This window comes from Janthinobacterium sp. JC611 (assembly GCF_018682595.1).
Lineage (GTDB): Bacteria > Pseudomonadota > Gammaproteobacteria > Burkholderiales > Burkholderiaceae_D > Janthinobacterium.
The window spans coordinates 102,341-118,749 of the sequence record NZ_JAFLJN010000014.1 but is presented as its reverse complement, the minus strand read 5'-3'; the positions used below and the strand labels follow the sequence as shown (position 1 = coordinate 118,749).

Sequence of the window (16,409 nt, the reverse complement as noted above, 5' to 3'; positions counted from 1 at the left end):
TTAGAAGAAGCTCACCGAATTAATGGAAGACGAACCAAGCAGGAAAGCGATGGTCAGTCCAAATGACACGAGAACATAGCAGTACACGCGCGGGTACATCTCCAGGGCTCGGCTGCGCTCAAGCTCATAGGCAAAGCACCACACAAAGATCGGATATATCGAATACACAAAACGATAGCTGAAGTACGGCAGCGGGAACAGCAGCACGCTGGCGATAAACAGCAGCCACAGGAAACTCGCATAGGGCTTCAGGTCGATATATTCCCGCTTGTTCAAATGGCGCATGAACGCATACAGACAGAAAAAACTGGCATAGATACTGATCCGCGCCAAAATCTCATCGTTATCATGCGCCAGATATTTCGTGACCTCGTAGATAAAACCGTTGACGGGTGCATACAGGACGCTGTCCGCCGGGACAATAAACAGGCAAAGCAAGGCCACCAGGCCGCCCTGGAGCAAACGCCGCATGTCACAGCATGACAACAGATAAATTGCCAGCAATAGCAATGAACTTTTGTGCAACAGCAGCGACAGGACCAGGAAGACCAGGCCAGACTTGCTTTTCATTCCGCGCGAGACAGCCACGCAAAACAGGATGGCCGATGCGGATTGCCTGAATGCATTTGTAAAGAACTCGGTGCCGACCGGAGAAATAACCAGGAAAAACAGCATGAAGAACTTGACCCGGATATTTCCTTTCATAAACAAAATCGGCAACACGATGAAGAGAATCCAGATGCTCGCGAATGCATACCGGTTGCACAATGCCCCGGGCGCCATCGAGAAAAAGAAGTCCATGACATAGAAGGAATAGTCATCGGCTTCGATGGCGCCGCCGCCTCCTTGGCAAGCCGTCAAGAAATAGTTCAGGTATGTCGAGGAATCCGTGCCGAATTCCGGCGAACGGAAGGCAAAGGCGCACAAGGTGATCAGGCAGCACATCGCAATCTGAAATGACAGACGCGACTTATCCTGGGTAAACATCCCGAGTATCAAGACCGGCAGGAAAGCGAGTATATAAACTTGACCGATTGGCATTTTTCTTTTTTCAAACGGGGGCGCGCCGAACTTGCGCTACAGAAACGCAACATCTGCGGCGCTGCGTGCCAGGCACCGAAGGGCCCGGCTACGCACTCCGACGCCATCTCAGCGCTTGAATTCTTTCATGGCGGATTGCAACTGGCTCAGACTCGGTTGCACATGCGTCAACAAATGCGCATATGCCTCGCCAATATTCGTCAGATTTTGCTGAGCATATGCCTGGCGGTTAATGGCAGGTTTGAATTTGATCTGCATAAAACGATAAGCCCGGCGTGAAAACTCGCGGCCCAGTTCCCATATGAACGATAAACAGGCGGGGCTATAACGTTCGCGCTTGACATAGGCACACAGGGAAGCCTTCGTTTCACGCCAATATTTAGGATGATGCAGGCAGCACTTGGCATACATGCGGGGCAGATTGGGCCGATACTCGGCTTTGCCGATCTTATCGATCGCCGCCTTGAATGAGTAAGACCAGACCGTTGGCACGCTGTAGAACTCGGGGATCAAGGGGTCCCACACCAGATTGGTGAAGGCGCCGATGTGCGCATTGTCGCGCAAGCCACCCTTGTGCCCGCCTTCCGCACTTTGTCCCGAGGTGCTGCCACCCGAACTACCCGCGATAATAAAGGGAAAGTCGATCTGCACGCTGCTGCGCGACTCCTCGGCAATCAGTGCCGCGCTATAGATGTCCGGACTGACTCCGCCAAACAGCGAACCATATTTTTGCTCGATACGTTCGGCAAGCGCACGCGACATCATGCCCAGATAGGCGCGTGGCATGGACATGACGCCCGTTCCCAGATTTTTCAATGCCTGCTGCAGCACCTGCGGTCCGTCGAGCGGGGAAATGGTGGCGGCAAATGGCTGCACCGTCAGCTTGGCCGTAAAGTCGGCCCCGAAATACAGGGACTTGAAGTCCGGCCAGAAGTAAGCGGCGCCCAGGGAACAGGCGGCCGCTTCGACCTGCGTATCGCGTGCCCAGCGCGCCAGCTCTTCCGCACCGGGTCCCAGGCAATCGTCGTCGCCGAGGAAGATCAGATAATCGCCGGTTGCCAGGCGCAGTCCATTCTGAAAATTGCTGACCACATCCATCGGACGTTGCGGATGGTGATAAATCAGCCGTCCCGATTCGATCCAATGCCCCAGTTCTTCAGCAATTTGCATCGTATCGCTGGTATCCGACACAACGACTTCCGTATCCGGAAAATTTGTCAGGATGGTGGTAATCGCATTGATCGCATAGCGTTGACGATTATGCGTAGGAATGATGGCAGACAGAAGAGGCATTATAAGTATTATGTATAAACAAATGGGTGGTGTATCAACAATGTCAGATGCTGCCTTAATGCGGCAGCCGTCGGATAAATCTGGTGTTAGCCAGCCAACGCCGGATATCTGGCGCGCACAGCGCACTGCATGCAACGGACAGTACTGCCGTCACAGCGATAAGCAACAAGCGCGGCCAGCGGTCATCAATGGTAGAGAGGCACCAGTAACCCAACATCAGGCATGGCAAACTGGCCAGCACCGGCAATGCCAGGCTTTGCCGGAACCACCGTCCAAACTGGCCCGGCAAAAAATTGCGATGCAAGAAATACATATACGGCGGCATCGTGCACAGGTTCATGATCAGCCATGACAAGCCAGCCCCGGCCAGACCATGATGCAGCACGAGGTAAATCATCATCGGCGTCACGACGACGACGGATACAATGCCGACCTGCAAATTCAAGCGAATATTGCCGTGCGCCAGGGCCAGGTAATATGGCACCACTGTCAGCGCCTGCAATACTTGCCCGCCGAGTAACAGCGAGGCGGCGAGTGCGGCGGCCTGGGCACTGGCTGCGGAACCGGTCCATAAATAAATCACATCTTGCGAAAACAGCGCCACTACCAGGCAGCCAGGCACGGTTACGATGGCAACAAACTGGCAGGTCCGGTGATACAGGGCAATGAGCTGCTCGGGCTCATTGCGTGCGACCAATTCTGTAAAGCGCGGGAAAATTGCCGAGGCAATTGGGCTGGCCAATATCAACGGGACCGATGCAAGCGTCCCGGCCAGCGTATAAAAGCCCAGCATTTCAAGCGACAGCATTTTACTAACCGTCAACTTATCGATTTGGGTCAGCAAAATCGACAGCAGCGCCATGCCCGCCATTCCTGACGCATAGCGCCAGGTATTGTGAAACACTTGCTTGCGGAAAAAGCCGACGGCACGCACACCATCGGTTTTCAGCGCATGCCACAAGCCATGCCGTACCGTAATGCAATAAATCGCGTTCGCCACCAGTTGCCAGATAGCAAAGGTGACGATCGTTGGCGAAAACAGCCACAGCACCAACAGGGTGCCAAAGCCCCGGTAGGCGCTCCAGGCGATCTGCAGGAAGTTCGCGCGTACCTGTTGCTGCAAGCCCATCAAGCCACCGATGTACAAGCCGGATGGCAACTGGAACGCAATGGCAACACCCATCAGCCGGATCGCCAAGGTGATGTCGTCGGAACGCAGGGTGCTGGCCTGCAACCAATGCTCGGTAATCAATGGCGCGCCCAGCCACAGCGCCACGGCGATCACGCAGCAAATCACCAGGTAGCTCAACTCGTAGGTGCGCAACAGGTCGCGCCGCTCCTGCGCCGCATTCGCGCTCGCTGACAGGCGTGCCATCTCGCGATTCAAGGTGGCGGAAAATCCCATGTCGGCAAAGGCCATGACACCGAGCAGTGTGGAATAAAACCCTACCAGGCCATATGCTTCCGCCCCCAGCATGTGCAGATACAGGGGCACAAACAGATACACTGAAATGAAGCCCCATGCACGTCCCACGATATTGGCAGTGATATTCCGCTTAATCATGAATATCCGGGGAATGGTGCAGCAAGATAGGAGATTTCATTTTTATTACATTTTTATTATAATTATTAAAGCAATATGTTCGACATCAGTTATCGATGCCGTACCATTTCCGCTGCTTATCAGCTATTTTTCAATTCCTGCTGCACATAATCAAGCGACAGCAGCAATTTCTTGACGCCTTCGACATCGAGGCGCTGCGTATTATGCGAGGTGTAGTCCTGCGCCTGGTTCACCTCTGGCTGTCCATCCAGGATGAATTTATCGTAGTTCAAATCGCGGTTATCGGCCGGCACGCGATAATAATCGCCCATGTCCTCTGCCTTGGCGATCTCTTCGCGCGACACCAGCGACTCGTACAGCTTTTCACCATGCCTGGTACCGATCACCTTGACGGGCACATTGCTGGAAAACAGTTCCTGGATCGCCTGCGCCAGTACTTCGATGGTGCTGGCAGGCGCCTTCTGCACAAAAATATCGCCTTGCTGTCCATGCTCGAAAGCATGAATGACCAGGTCAACCGAATCTTCCAGGGACATCAGAAAACGGGTCATTTCCGGATCGGTCACCGTCAGCGGCACGCCAGCCTTGAGCTTTTCAATAAACAGCGGAATCACCGAACCACGCGATGCCATTACATTGCCATAACGCGTGGCGCACATTACCGGGCCGCCTGGGCGCACCATGCGCGACTTGGCAACCAGCACTTTTTCGGCCATGGCTTTGGAGATACCCATTGCATTAATGGGATACACCGCCTTGTCAGTACTCAGCAAAATGACTTTTTGAACGTTATTGGCGATCGCCGCATTCAGCACATTTTCCGTACCCAGCACATTGGTCCGCACCGCTTCCATGGGATAAAACTCGCAGGACGGTACCTGCTTGAGTGCCGCCGCGTGGAAAACATAATCCACACCAGCCATCGCCTGCGCGACACTCTGGTAATCGCGCGTATCGCCGATATGAAATTTGACCTTATCGTTGTTCAACGCGATCCGCATGTCCTCTTGCTTCTTCTCGTCGCGGCTAAAAACAATGATCTCTTTGACATTCGTGTTTAAGAATCTGTTCAACACGGTATTGCCAAACGATCCAGTGCCGCCAGTAATCATTAAAACTTTATTATCAAACATGTCAGTCCAGGTAAAGGTAGAATTAAAAATGGCGCTGCCGTCAGGCCTGACCGGCAGACTCGTGCAGCGCGCTCTTCACGGCAGCGATCAATTGCTCGATGTCCTGCGCGGAAAGCCACCAGCCACACGGCAGGGCGATTATGCTACGTTGTAATATGTCGGTATTCGGCAATTCACGGCGACAAGCCGCAAACCCGGAATAAATATCATTGCGTTGATGCAAGATTGACGCTGCTACGCCGCGCGCTTTCAGCGCTGGCAGTACAACGTCACGTTGCTCAACCGCAATTAGTACGGCCCAATATGACGGCAGCGCTCCGGCGCTCGGCGTCAACAGGGTCAAGCCGGCACAGGAAGCCAGCCCATCTTTGATCTGCTGTGCATGCAGGCGCGTTTGTGACATGCGCTGCGCGACTCCCTGCAATTGTACAGAGCCCAGCGCCGCACACAAATTATTCATGGCCATCGACCAGCCAATGACGGGAATATCGGACTGCGGATTGATTTCACCAGCCGAGGTGCGAAAACTGCCGGCATCGATACCGAAACGGCGCAGCTTGCGCGCGCGCGCAGCATCGTCCGGGTCACGGCACGCCAGCGCGCCACCCTCGGTGGTATTGATTTGCCGGTTCGGATAAAAAGAAAACACCGCAAAATTACCGAACGTACCCACCTGTTGACCATCGACTGTCGCCAGCAAGGCGTTATCGCAATCTTCGATCAAAACGATGCCGCGCTGGCGGCAAATTTCAGCGATCGCCTGCGCCGGGCCAGGATAGCCGGCCAGGTGATACAGAATCACTGCGCGCGTGGCCGGCGTGATGGCACGCTCAAAATCGGCCACGTCCATACAGGCCGATGCGGGTGCCACATCCACCCAGACGGGGCGCCCCCCGCAGCCGGCAATGGCCGAATTGGTCGACATGCAGGCAAAAGCCGTGGTCAGCACGTCATCGCCCGGACGTACGCCCGCCAGATACAAGGCCAGGTGCAGCGCACTGGTCATATCCACGGTGGTCACGACATGCGACTGGTCCAGCAATTCCCCCAGGCCAGCCTCGAATGCGGCAACGTGCGGGCCGGAGGCAATGCGCCCCGAGCGCAATACGGCCAGGGCCGCCGCTTCCATCTCGGGCGTATTTACCACGCCAAACAAAGGCAGTACGGACATGGACGTCACCCTTTTTTCAAGGCTTCGACAATGCGCTCGCGATCTTCCGCACCCAGCCACCAGCCGCACGGGATATGCACCATGCGGCGATAGTAGGTATCGAGCTGCGGCAGGGGAGCGGCCAGTTCCTTGAAAATGCTATGCAAGTGGTTCGGGCGATGCAGCTTCGACGCCGACACGCCGATGGCGGCAAGCCGGCGCTCGACATCGGCGGAGTCATCCGACAAGACGGTGTACAGCCAGTAGCTGGGCTCGGCCAGCTCGTCGAACGCGGCCACGGCAAGACCCGGGATGGCGCCGATGGCACGGTCAAAATAACGGCCGTTTTCCTTGTGCGGGTTCAATACACGGGCATCAATGTCTTGCAGTTGCGCCAGCCCAAACGTGGCCGTCACATTATTCATATTGTATTTGTAACCGATGGACGTGATGTCGACTTCGGTACGCGGCACGCCCTTTTCCAATCCGAACCAGCGGAATTTCTTTGCTTCCCGGATCAGCGACGCATCGCGCATGGTCAACATGCCACCGTCAACGGTTGTCATGTGCTTGATGGCTTGCAGCGAGAAAATGGCAAAGTCGCCAATGGTGCCAATTGCCGCGCCATCGTAGCGCGCCCCCATGGCATGCGCACAATCTTCGATCAACGCAATGCCGTGACGACGCGCGATGGCGGCGATCTCGGCCAGTCGCACCGGCATGCCGGCATAGTGCACCACCAGGATAGCCTTGGTCTTGCTGGTGATGCCTGCCTCGATGGCGGCGGGGTCAAGGTTGCCGGAAAGCGCATCGACATCGGCAAACACGGGCACAGCGCCCATTTGCAGGATAACGACATTCGTTGGCTCCGCCGTCATGCTGGTCGAAATGACCTCATCGCCAGGTCCTACCCCAGCCAGATGCAATGCTGCATGCAATGCTGCCGTACCACTGCTCATCCCCAATGCAAAAGGCAAACCAAAATGCTCGGCGAAACGCCGCTCAAATTCGTAGACCAGCTCCCCCTCCCCGACTTGGCCGCTATACAGCACTTGCTCAAGCGCAGGCATCAGGACCTGCTTGTCAGGGAAGCCAACTTTTACTAAAGGAATCATCTTCAACTCTCGGTTTACCAAAGGCATTAAACAATGGGCAGCAACGCAAAGGGGCAGCAGCACCCCGACTTTCCTGTGCCCCCCCTACGCCAATGCTGACATAAAATAGTCACACCGCACATTGCCACGCGTAGGCAATGTGCAACGCCTTGACAATCAATTGCGAGATCAATTTCTTTGATCTCAGCAAGATCATGGGGCGACGCACCACCAAAGCCGCACATGCTGGCAACATCACACCAGACACGCATGCACCACGAATGGATGCAGATCGACATGCAATGCAACTCGTGACATCAATCGCACTCAAGAGATACTACAGCGCGGACACTACAGCGCGTGGGACTCGCATGCGCCGCCCCACAAAGAAAGTTCCCGAAATCCTTGTGCTGGGTCAAGCATTTCATTGCGAAAGAAAAAACTTTCTCTGGAAGTTGAAAAAAAATCAACGACCAGCAATGCAAAATACGGGCATTCATTTTAAATGAAACACACCTTTATTACCAGAGCCGGGCAACGGAAATTAAATCACCCCCAACAGAAACTGCAACACACCAACAATGCATATATTGAATTTTTCAAGAATGCATACAGCAGCAACGCACTCAAAACACCAGAAACAGAATAACCTCTCCCTATCAAGCGACATATCAAGATTATCAAAAAATAATCGTGACACTTCAGGATAACGCCACGAGAAATGCACTTGCGGCGAGAGGAAATATCTGTTGCGGTGTTTTCGCGCACAGAGATACAGCCACGTGGCTCGCAATGCGCACAGGATCATCAAGACAGCGGGCAGCGGGAGCGGGCAGCGGGCACGGCAACACAGAGCGAAACCAGAGCAGACCAGAATAAAATGGTGCTTTTCACAACAAAAATAGCTTGCAGTTCAACTCCGCCATAGCCTATGCCAAATTTATCCAATGAAAAAAGTGTCTTACACCTTGTCACAAAAAATGTCGACCACTCAAGCCGTCCGATGCCCTCCCCAGGACAATCAGGAAAGCGCCTCTGCGGCTTGGCCGACTGCATCAGTCGTCACACGACAGAACCGCCGGCACAAGCAGAACCACAGCCATCTCGCCCCGCCCCACAGGAAAAATAGGCGGAAAAAGGTGAAATATAGCAGCAAAAGAATGCAGGACTTGAATGCCGTATCCACTCAAATAATGGATATGAAAAATTACAAAGACAATATCTATTAACTGCAGCCTAAGCCGGGCGACATGAAAAATGAAGATGAATATCTAAATTAATCATTTATGATCATAGGCATTAGGAACTGCCGGACATTGATTGAATATCGAAAAATATATTTGCATCGCGAAAAAAAACCCACCTTGGAAGGCGGGCATCTTTTTCATACTGACAGGCGACAAGTACTATCCATATCAACACCATGAATAAAAGCTACACCCCTCATCATTTCCCATGCAACATCATTGCTTCAACAACCCACCCAACAACGCGGCTACCTTCTGTTTCGGCTTGGCTGCGACAGGCGCCATGCTGGCGGCAGCCGGGGCTGCTGCCTTGGCGGGTTCATACGGCTTCAGGAACCAGGGATCGGCCTTCTCGCGGCGGGCACCGGGGCCAAAGGCGGGACGCGCGCCACGCTCGGGGGAGCGGCTATCGCGGCTGTCGCCAGCGTGGCGGCTGTCGGGTGCGCGCGCGGGACGCACCTCGCCGCCTTCGCTGCGGCGCGGCGGACGGCGCTCGCTGTCACCGCTGCGGGCGGGTGCCGGATTGAAGCCCGTCAATTCGCCGCGCTTGATGCTTTGCTTGATGAGTTTCTCGATGTCGGCCAGCAAGCGCTCGTCTTTGTCCGAATAGATCGAAATGGCGTCGCCCGAGGCGCCGGCGCGGCCCGTGCGGCCGATGCGGTGCACATAATCTTCCGCGTTGTACGGCAAGTCGAAGTTGATGACGCAAGGCAGGTCGGAAATGTCCAGGCCACGCGCCGCCACGTCGGTGGCCACCAGCACGTCGATCTCGCCTTTCTTGAACGCTTCCAGCGCCGCCATGCGTTCTTGCTGGCTCTTGTCGCCGTGAATCGCCGTGGCGCTCATGCCTTCCTGTTCCAGCACGCGGGCCAGGCGCGAGGCGCCGATCTTGGTATTCGAGAATACGATGACCTGCTTCAAGTCGCGCTGGCGCAGCAGATGGGCGACCAGGGCATGCTTCTGGTCTTCCGTCACCTTGTACACCACTTGCGTGACCTTGTCGGCCGTCTGGTTGCTGCGCGCCACTTCGATCGTCAGCGGATCGTTGAGGAAGGTCGCGGCCAGCTTCTTGATTTCTGGCGAGAACGTGGCCGAGAACATCAGGTTCTGGCGCTGCTTCGGCAGCAAGTTGATGATGCGCTGCAAGTCCGGCAAGAAGCCCATGTCCAGCATGCGGTCGGCTTCATCCATGACCAGCATCTGCACCTGGCTCAGGCTGATGTTCTTTTGCTCGATATGGTCTAGCAGGCGGCCCGGCGTGGCGATGACGATTTCCACGCCACCGCGCAGGATGACGGTTTGCGGCTTCATATCCATGCCGCCGAAGACGACGGTCGAGCGCAGCGGCGTGTGCTTGGCGTAGGCCTTGACGTTCTCGGCCACCTGCACCGCCAGCTCACGCGTCGGCGTGAGGATCAGCGCGCGCACCGGATGGCGTGCCGGCGACATGCTGCTGCTGGCATGCGCCATCAGCAACTGGATGATCGGCAAGGAAAAACCGGCCGTCTTGCCGGTGCCCGTCTGCGCGGCACCCATCACATCGCGGCCTTGCAGCACCACGGGGATCGCTTGTTCCTGGATCGGTGTCGGATGGGTGTAACCCTGGTCGGTCAGCGCGCGCTGGATTTCAGGCGCGAGGCCAAAGTCGGCAAAAGTCAGGCTGGGGGCCGTGGATGCGGCAGGTACTGGTGCAGGTGCAGCGGCGGGCGCCGCTTCAGGGGCAATCGCCGGGCTGGGCGTAGGAGTCGATTCGGTTTCAGACATAAATTTTCTGGTGTGCCTCCGCACTGCGGAAGCCATGCTTTCTCAATAAACAACATTTCGGGGCACAGGCAGCTCCGTCTTGCAAGCCATGGATCATTGTTCTTGCGGCACCTCCGTGCTCCGGGACATGCTGTATGGCGTATGCGGGAGCGTCGAAGAGATGTGCTGCGATGGCGGCGGAGATCGCGCCGGCGGAACATCGCGCGCAGAAGATACAATATCAGTGCTGTAAACGATACCCTAATTCACCGCAACTGTACACGGAAACCGTGATTTTTGAGCAAAAAGCGTTCCAGCAACGGCACGCCGGGATACCGTATCATGCCAGCTCCTATGCCAACGTCGATGCCTGCTCCGCCGCCCCATGCCCACGCCGCCATTACTCCACGATCCGCAACCGCAAGCGCCCAGCAAACCGGGCAATGACGAGTGCTGCCACAGCGGTTGCACCTTTTGCGTGCTGGAGATGTACCAGGAAGACCTGGCCGCCTACGAAGAGGCCCTGAGGGCGTGGCAACAGCGCCAGCAAGCCGCCGCCGACCAGGGCATCAGGAAACCGCGCAAGCGCTTAAATTTCTGAATTAAAAGCTTTCCCACTCATCCACTGGCGCCGCGCGACGCGCCGTGCCAGCCAGTTGACGCGGCGCCGCCGCCGGCGCCGCGCTTGCCGGCGTCTTGGCGGCGACAGGCGCGCGCGGCCGGGTTGCAACGGTACTGGCCGCGTCGAGCTTGAAAATGCTGACCACGGCGCTCAGGCTGGCAGCCTGCTCCTGCATCGACTCGGCCGCTGCCGCCGCCTCTTCCACCAGGGCCGCATTTTGCTGCGTCACCTGGTCCATCTGGGCGATGGCCTGGTTGACCTGCTCGATACCGGCGCTCTGCTCGCTGCTGGCGGCCGTGATCTCGCTCATGATGTCCGTCACGCGGGTGATGCTGGCAACGATGTCGTCCATCGTGCGGCCCGCCTGGTCCACCAGCTTCGATCCCGCCTCGACTTTCTCGACCGAATCGCCGATCAGGACCTTGATATCCTTGGCCGCGGCGGCCGAGCGCTGCGCCAGGTTGCGCACTTCCGTGGCCACGACGGCAAAGCCACGCCCCTGCTCGCCTGCGCGCGCCGCCTCGACGGCTGCGTTCAGGGCCAGGATATTGGTCTGGAATGCAATGCCGTCGATAACGGCGATGATGTCGACGATCTTGCGCGACGAGGCATTGATCGACGCCATCGTGCCCACCACTTCACCGACCACCTTGCCGCCCTCGATGGCGATGCTCGACGAGGTCAGCGCCATGGTGTTGGCCTGGCGCGCATTGTCCGCATTCTGCTTCACGGTCGAGGTCAGCTCTTCCATCGACGAGGCCGTTTCTTCCAGTGAACTGGCCTGCTCCTCCGTGCGCGACGACAAATCCTGGTTGCCGGCGGCAATCTGGCTCGACGCCGTGGCGATGGTATCGGTGCCGCTGCGCACCTGGCCCACCAGCTTTTGCAAGCTGGCATTCATGTCTTTCAGGGCCTGCATCAATTGCCCCGTTTCGTCTTGCGATTGCACAACGATATGCGCCGTCAGATCGCCGGCCGCCACCTGCCGCGCCACCCCGACGGCCGCGATCAACGGACGCGCCACGCTGCGCGCCACCCACAGCGCCAGCAGCATGCCGATGACGACGATGCCCACCAGTAAACCGATCAGGCTGGCACGCGAGGCCGCATAGGTGGCATCGGCGCTGGCGCTCGAACGCACGCCGCCGTCCGTGTTAATCGACACCAGTTTATCGAGGGTCGCCATCATGTCCGTCATGACCTTGGCCGACGGCCCCACAGCCAAGGCGCGCGCCTCTTCCTTTTTCATCTCGCGCGACAAGCTCAGCATGGTTGCATGCAGGCGCATGAATTCATCGTTGAGCGCCAGAAAGCGCTCGAACGCTTCCTTCTCGCCCGGTTCGGAAATCAGGCGGCGGTAGTTGTCGCCGTCGGCCTTCAGCTTGGCCTGCGTTTCCGTCATGCGCGTTTCGTTCTGCACCATGTCGGCATCCTGCGCGGCCAGCATGTGCGCCAGTTCCCAGCGGCGGAAATCGCTGACATCGCTGCGCATGGACATGGCTGCCAGCACGCTGGGCATCCAGTTGGCGGACAGGTCCGTCGACGCGGTATTGATGCGCGCCATGGAAAAGATCGCCGACACGCCCAAAGCCGCCGTCAACAAGAGCACGGCGCCAAACGACAAGATCAGCTTGGTGGCAATTTTCAAATCAAAGAACCATTTCATGCGTTGCTTTCTTTCATTAAACGGGTAAACGGGACAAGACAACCGCACGCTCCCAAAGGCAGGGCGCGGGCGGCGAGGCGACCAAGGCCAGCGTCGCAGATTGCGGCGGGAGTGATCAGTGATGGGGAGCAGGAGTAGCCAGCAATAGCCAGGAATAGCAGCCCATCCCGAAACACCGGTCAAATTTCCGCAATGCAACATTTTATCACCGTCGTATGGCGACGCAGCGTGGTTTGATCGCTGCCTGCGGCCAAAGTTCGCGGCCAAGTTCGCAGGCACGGTATTTTTTTGTTTTGTCCGGACACCATTGTGTCCACAGGGAAAAATGCAGCGACAGGCGTAGGAGTCGGATGACAAGAGGCAATGTTCCTAGCCTACATAAGCGCGTCGGCTCATCCGATGCCCGTGCGCGGCCCCTGGTTCTATAGTGGATACAAGATTCAGCACAACGCTAGCAAGCCAGAAAAGCAGCGCCATCCAACAAAATCAGAAGACGAGGCCCTACCATGTACAAAGCTTATAGCAACCTGACACCAGCAACGCATACCCACGCCACCGCCCAGCACCACTGGCAAGCGGCGCCCGCCACGCCCATGATCAGCATCACGGGCGCGCAACAGAACGAATTGCTGCGCGCCTTGTCGCGCGCCGATCTGGAGCGCCTGTTTTGCCAACTGGAACTGGTCGCTTTGCCTGCCGGCAAGCACCTGTTCGATTGCGGCGGCAAGATTGAATACGCCTACTTCCCCACCAACGCCATCGTTTCCCTGCTGTATGTGATGGAAGACGGCGCCACCACGGAAATCGCCGTCATCGGCCGCGAAGGCGTGGCCGGCGTGGTGCTGTACGAAGCCGAGCGCGCCACGTGCACGGCCATCGTGCAAACGGCCGGCTATGGCTACCGCCTGAAAACAGCCTTCCTGCGCGAAGTGTTCAATGAAGGCGGCGCGCTGGCGCAATTGCTGATGCGCTATACCAGCGCCATGTTTGCGCAAATGGCGCAGAACGTGGTGGGCGGCCGTCATTGCAGCATCGAACAAAAACTGTGCCGCTGGCTGCTGGACCGCCTCGACCGTTCGCTGTCGAACGAGTTGAAGGTGACGCAAGACACCATGGCCAACATGCTGGGCGTGCGTCGCGAAAGCGTCACCGTCACGGCGCGCAAATTGCAGGACGAAGGCTTGATCCAGTATCGCCGCGGCACGGTCGAAGTGCTGGACCGCGAAGGCCTGGAAGCGGCCGCCGGCAATTGCTACAAGGCAGCGCGTGCCGGTTTCGAACAGTTCCGCAGCGGCATCAGCGCACACAACTGAAAAATGTGCAGGGTCTTGCGGCAGGAAAGCAACACCTTGCACCGCCATTCTTGCCTTACGCCATTCCAGCCCCTATCATCCCTGCAGAAATTACCAAGTGGAAACTTTAGTTTCTGCTTGGCACATTTATCACGTGGTTTGACCAACAACTGGAGTCCGTAAGCATGAAACAGCAACACCTGATCGCCGCTTTGCTGGCCGGCATGTTCTGCGCAAGCCAAGCCCAGGCAGAAATGGCCATCTCGGCCGACCTGGGCACGACTGGCGTCGGCGCGCACCTGAGCGTCCCGCTGCAATCGAACCTGAATGCCCGTTTTGGCGTCGGCTTCCTGAACTACTCCTACGACTCCAGCACCGACGACGTCGACTACAAGCTGAAACTCAAGCTGCGCACCGTCGACGCCCTGCTCGACTACTTCCCCATGGACGGCGCCTTCCGCGTCAGCGCCGGCGTCGTGTACAACGGCAATAAAATCGACGCCAAAGGCAAGCCGAACAAAAACGGCAGCTACACGCTGAACGGCAACACCTACACGGCAGCCAGCGCAGGCCAGCTCGATGGCACCATCGATTTCCGCAAGGTCGCGCCCTACATCGGCATCGGCTGGGGCAATCCGGTGAAAGAAGCTGGCTGGGGCATTTCCAGCGACATCGGCGTGCTGTTCCAGGGTTCGCCAAAGACTTCGCTGCGCAACACCGGCTGCGACCCATTGGTATGCGCCGCCCTGAAAACGGACGTGGCCGCTGAAAACGAAAAACTGGCCGACAAGGTCAAGGATTTCAAGGCGTACCCGGTGCTGCGCATCAGCGCCAGCTACCGCTTCTAAGTGCGCAGTCTGACGCCAAGCCGTCAGGCAAAATATCAAGGCACGCCACGGCGTGCCTTTTGCATATCTCGTGTTCTTGAGACGCGGCAGGCCAGACAGAAGCCGCCACCAGCCCGCACCACATGCTCCATTGCCTCTCCTCATTTGCACCGTTGCGTACCGCGCCAGCTGGCAGGTACCCGGTACAATATTGCAATAAACCCTGCTGGCGCACCCTGCCGCACGTCACAGCACATGGCGCCGGCACTATGAAAGAATCAATGGAAGACATCAATTGCGAAGGCTTGCCGCACATCCGCGTACTGGCAGGCGAAAACACCAGCGGTCCCGTGTATGAAACCCTGCCTGCGCGTCAAATTGACGAGCACGTCTACGAACTGCTGGCTTCGCCAGGCCTGACCCTGAACCTGGCGCGCGGCGACATCATCAGCATCGCCGACCCGCTCGCCCCCGCCGAAGTCTTAAAGCGCGGCGGCAACTTCTGCATCCAGATCTACGCCGACGACGTGCCGCAAGCAGCAGTGGACCAGCTCGAACGCGATGTGCAAAGCCAGCTGGGCGGCACCCTGGACGGCCAGTACAAGGGCAACCTCACCTTCAGCGTGCCGGGGCGCCACGGCATCTACAACGTCAACGGCCCCTTTGATGCCTTCCGCACGGCGACGGGCGTGGAATGGTACTTCTCCAATATCTACGTCAACCTCGATGACGACGATGATGAAACCTTGCTCAACTGGTGGGTGGGTATGTAAGCATGCCCGTGCGACAGGCGGGGCCATGACACATGTCAATGCTCCGTATTGCTCTGGCACACATCAAACTGCTTGCCCGTGACTTGCGTACGCTCTCTCCATCGTCAACCACAGAGAGCAACGATATGCCCTACATTGCACGCGGCGACTATGCGAAGCAAAAAGAAATCGTGGGAAATGGCGAGTGTGTGACGCTGGCCAGACACTTCACCGGCGCCCGTGCCTCTTCGCTTTGGCGCGAAGGCGACAAAGTGCCGGACCTGCTGGAACAAGGCGGCATCGCGAAAGGCACGCTGATTGCCACCTTCGTCAATGGCCGCTATCAGAATCTGCGGCAAGGCAACCATGCGGCACTGTTCATCCGTCAGGTGCCTGGCGGCATAGAAATTTTCGACCAGTGGCGTAACCATAAGCCCAGCGCCCGCGTGATCTACTTCGGCCGTTCGGCGGCCGGAGCATCGAATCGCCCCGAACGCTATTCGGTGGTCGAATGAAGCCGCTCGCACTGCTGGCATTGGCCATCTCTGCCGCGCCAATGCAGCCAACTGCCGCAGCCCCCCTTTCTTGTCCACCAGCCGCTCCATCAAGCTGGAACCTGCCCGGTAGCCGACTTGACGGCGTGCGCGTACTGTCCTACCCGGCGGATCAGCCGCCAGCAGATGGCGAAGCCTTGCCTATCCTGGTCCCGGACAGGGAATGGACTCGCGACGGCACCTTGTATCAACGCTGGAATATCAACTTCGATGCTCCCCAATACCTGTTTCAGGTGGACTGCCTGTATGCGGGTACCGAGCGTTACCTGCGCATGGCTTTGCCAGGCGTCAGGAAGTGCGTCGCAGCCAATCAACAACGACCAAAAATGGTCAGGCTTCAGTGTAAGTAGTCAACGCGGCTGGGATTCAGCGAAGCGGCTATCGCCACCGGATCGTCGTATTCCGTTAAACGGGCTGTAGCCCAATTCCGC

General features: G+C 57.4%; 15 protein-coding genes. 7 read left to right on the top strand and 8 right to left on the bottom strand.

Annotated elements, in window-relative coordinates:
• The 6 genes from J0O65_RS09815 to J0O65_RS09790 form a co-directional block, all read right to left on the bottom strand.
• On the bottom strand, positions 1-1,041 hold the full coding sequence (locus tag J0O65_RS09815; RefSeq protein WP_215406309.1) for an EpsG family protein: 1,041 nt from the start codon (positions 1,039-1,041) through the stop codon (positions 1-3).
• Between the two features lie 108 nt (positions 1,042-1,149).
• Positions 1,150-2,334, bottom strand: a complete 1,185-nt coding sequence (locus J0O65_RS09810; protein ID WP_215406307.1) for a glycosyltransferase family 2 protein — start codon at positions 2,332-2,334, stop codon at positions 1,150-1,152.
• 55 nt (positions 2,335-2,389) lie between these two features.
• Positions 2,390-3,898: a lipopolysaccharide biosynthesis protein gene (locus J0O65_RS09805; RefSeq protein WP_215406305.1), complete on the bottom strand. Its 1,509-nt coding sequence runs from the start codon at positions 3,896-3,898 to the stop codon at positions 2,390-2,392.
• Positions 3,899-4,017: 119 nt separating this feature from the next.
• Positions 4,018-5,031: a nucleoside-diphosphate sugar epimerase/dehydratase gene (locus J0O65_RS09800; RefSeq protein ID WP_070254302.1), complete on the bottom strand. Its 1,014-nt coding sequence runs from the start codon at positions 5,029-5,031 to the stop codon at positions 4,018-4,020.
• A gap of 40 nt (positions 5,032-5,071) precedes the next feature.
• Positions 5,072-6,202, bottom strand: a complete 1,131-nt coding sequence (locus J0O65_RS09795) for a DegT/DnrJ/EryC1/StrS family aminotransferase (RefSeq protein WP_215406303.1) — start codon at positions 6,200-6,202, stop codon at positions 5,072-5,074.
• A gap of 5 nt (positions 6,203-6,207) precedes the next feature.
• A complete protein-coding gene (locus tag J0O65_RS09790; RefSeq protein ID WP_353056176.1) occupies positions 6,208-7,359 on the bottom strand; it encodes a DegT/DnrJ/EryC1/StrS family aminotransferase in 1,152 nt (383 codons plus the stop codon).
• Between the two features lie 86 nt (positions 7,360-7,445).
• Between J0O65_RS09790 and J0O65_RS09785 the strand changes: the two genes are divergently transcribed.
• On the top strand, positions 7,446-7,784 hold the full coding sequence (locus tag J0O65_RS09785; protein ID WP_215406301.1) for a hypothetical protein: 339 nt from the start codon (positions 7,446-7,448) through the stop codon (positions 7,782-7,784).
• 954 nt (positions 7,785-8,738) lie between these two features.
• On the opposite strand, the gene J0O65_RS09780 is transcribed toward J0O65_RS09785, so the two are convergent.
• Positions 8,739-10,286: a DEAD/DEAH box helicase gene (locus J0O65_RS09780; protein WP_215406300.1), complete on the bottom strand. Its 1,548-nt coding sequence runs from the start codon at positions 10,284-10,286 to the stop codon at positions 8,739-8,741.
• Between the two features lie 364 nt (positions 10,287-10,650).
• Here J0O65_RS09780 and J0O65_RS09775 point away from each other — a divergent pair, with 364 nt between their 5' ends.
• Positions 10,651-10,866, top strand: coding sequence for an oxidoreductase-like domain-containing protein (locus J0O65_RS09775; protein WP_215406298.1), 216 nt, complete (start codon positions 10,651-10,653; stop codon positions 10,864-10,866).
• 1 nt (position 10,867) lies between these two features.
• On the opposite strand, the gene J0O65_RS09770 is transcribed toward J0O65_RS09775, so the two are convergent.
• A complete protein-coding gene (locus J0O65_RS09770; protein WP_215406296.1) occupies positions 10,868-12,553 on the bottom strand; it encodes a methyl-accepting chemotaxis protein in 1,686 nt (561 codons plus the stop codon).
• Positions 12,554-13,146: 593 nt separating this feature from the next.
• Between J0O65_RS09770 and J0O65_RS09765 the strand changes: the two genes are divergently transcribed.
• From J0O65_RS09765 to J0O65_RS09745, 5 genes are all read left to right on the top strand, one after another.
• Positions 13,147-13,866, top strand: a complete 720-nt coding sequence (locus J0O65_RS09765; protein WP_215406647.1) for a Crp/Fnr family transcriptional regulator — start codon at positions 13,147-13,149, stop codon at positions 13,864-13,866.
• 164 nt (positions 13,867-14,030) lie between these two features.
• Entirely contained in the window at positions 14,031-14,693 is a 663-nt protein-coding gene (locus J0O65_RS09760; protein WP_215406294.1) for a hypothetical protein, read from the top strand.
• A 248-nt stretch (positions 14,694-14,941) separates the two neighbouring features.
• Positions 14,942-15,445 carry a DUF4265 domain-containing protein gene (locus tag J0O65_RS09755; RefSeq protein ID WP_251373625.1) on the top strand — a complete coding sequence of 168 codons (504 nt, stop codon included), beginning with the start codon at positions 14,942-14,944 and terminating at the stop codon, positions 15,443-15,445.
• Positions 15,446-15,477: 32 nt separating this feature from the next.
• Positions 15,478-15,939: a BPSL0067 family protein gene (locus J0O65_RS09750; RefSeq protein WP_251373624.1), complete on the top strand. Its 462-nt coding sequence runs from the start codon at positions 15,478-15,480 to the stop codon at positions 15,937-15,939.
• A complete protein-coding gene (locus J0O65_RS09745; protein WP_215406292.1) occupies positions 15,936-16,328 on the top strand; it encodes an STY0301 family protein in 393 nt (130 codons plus the stop codon). Before J0O65_RS09750 ends, J0O65_RS09745 begins: the two co-directional genes overlap by 4 nt.
• The last annotated feature ends 81 nt before the right edge of the window (positions 16,329-16,409 follow it).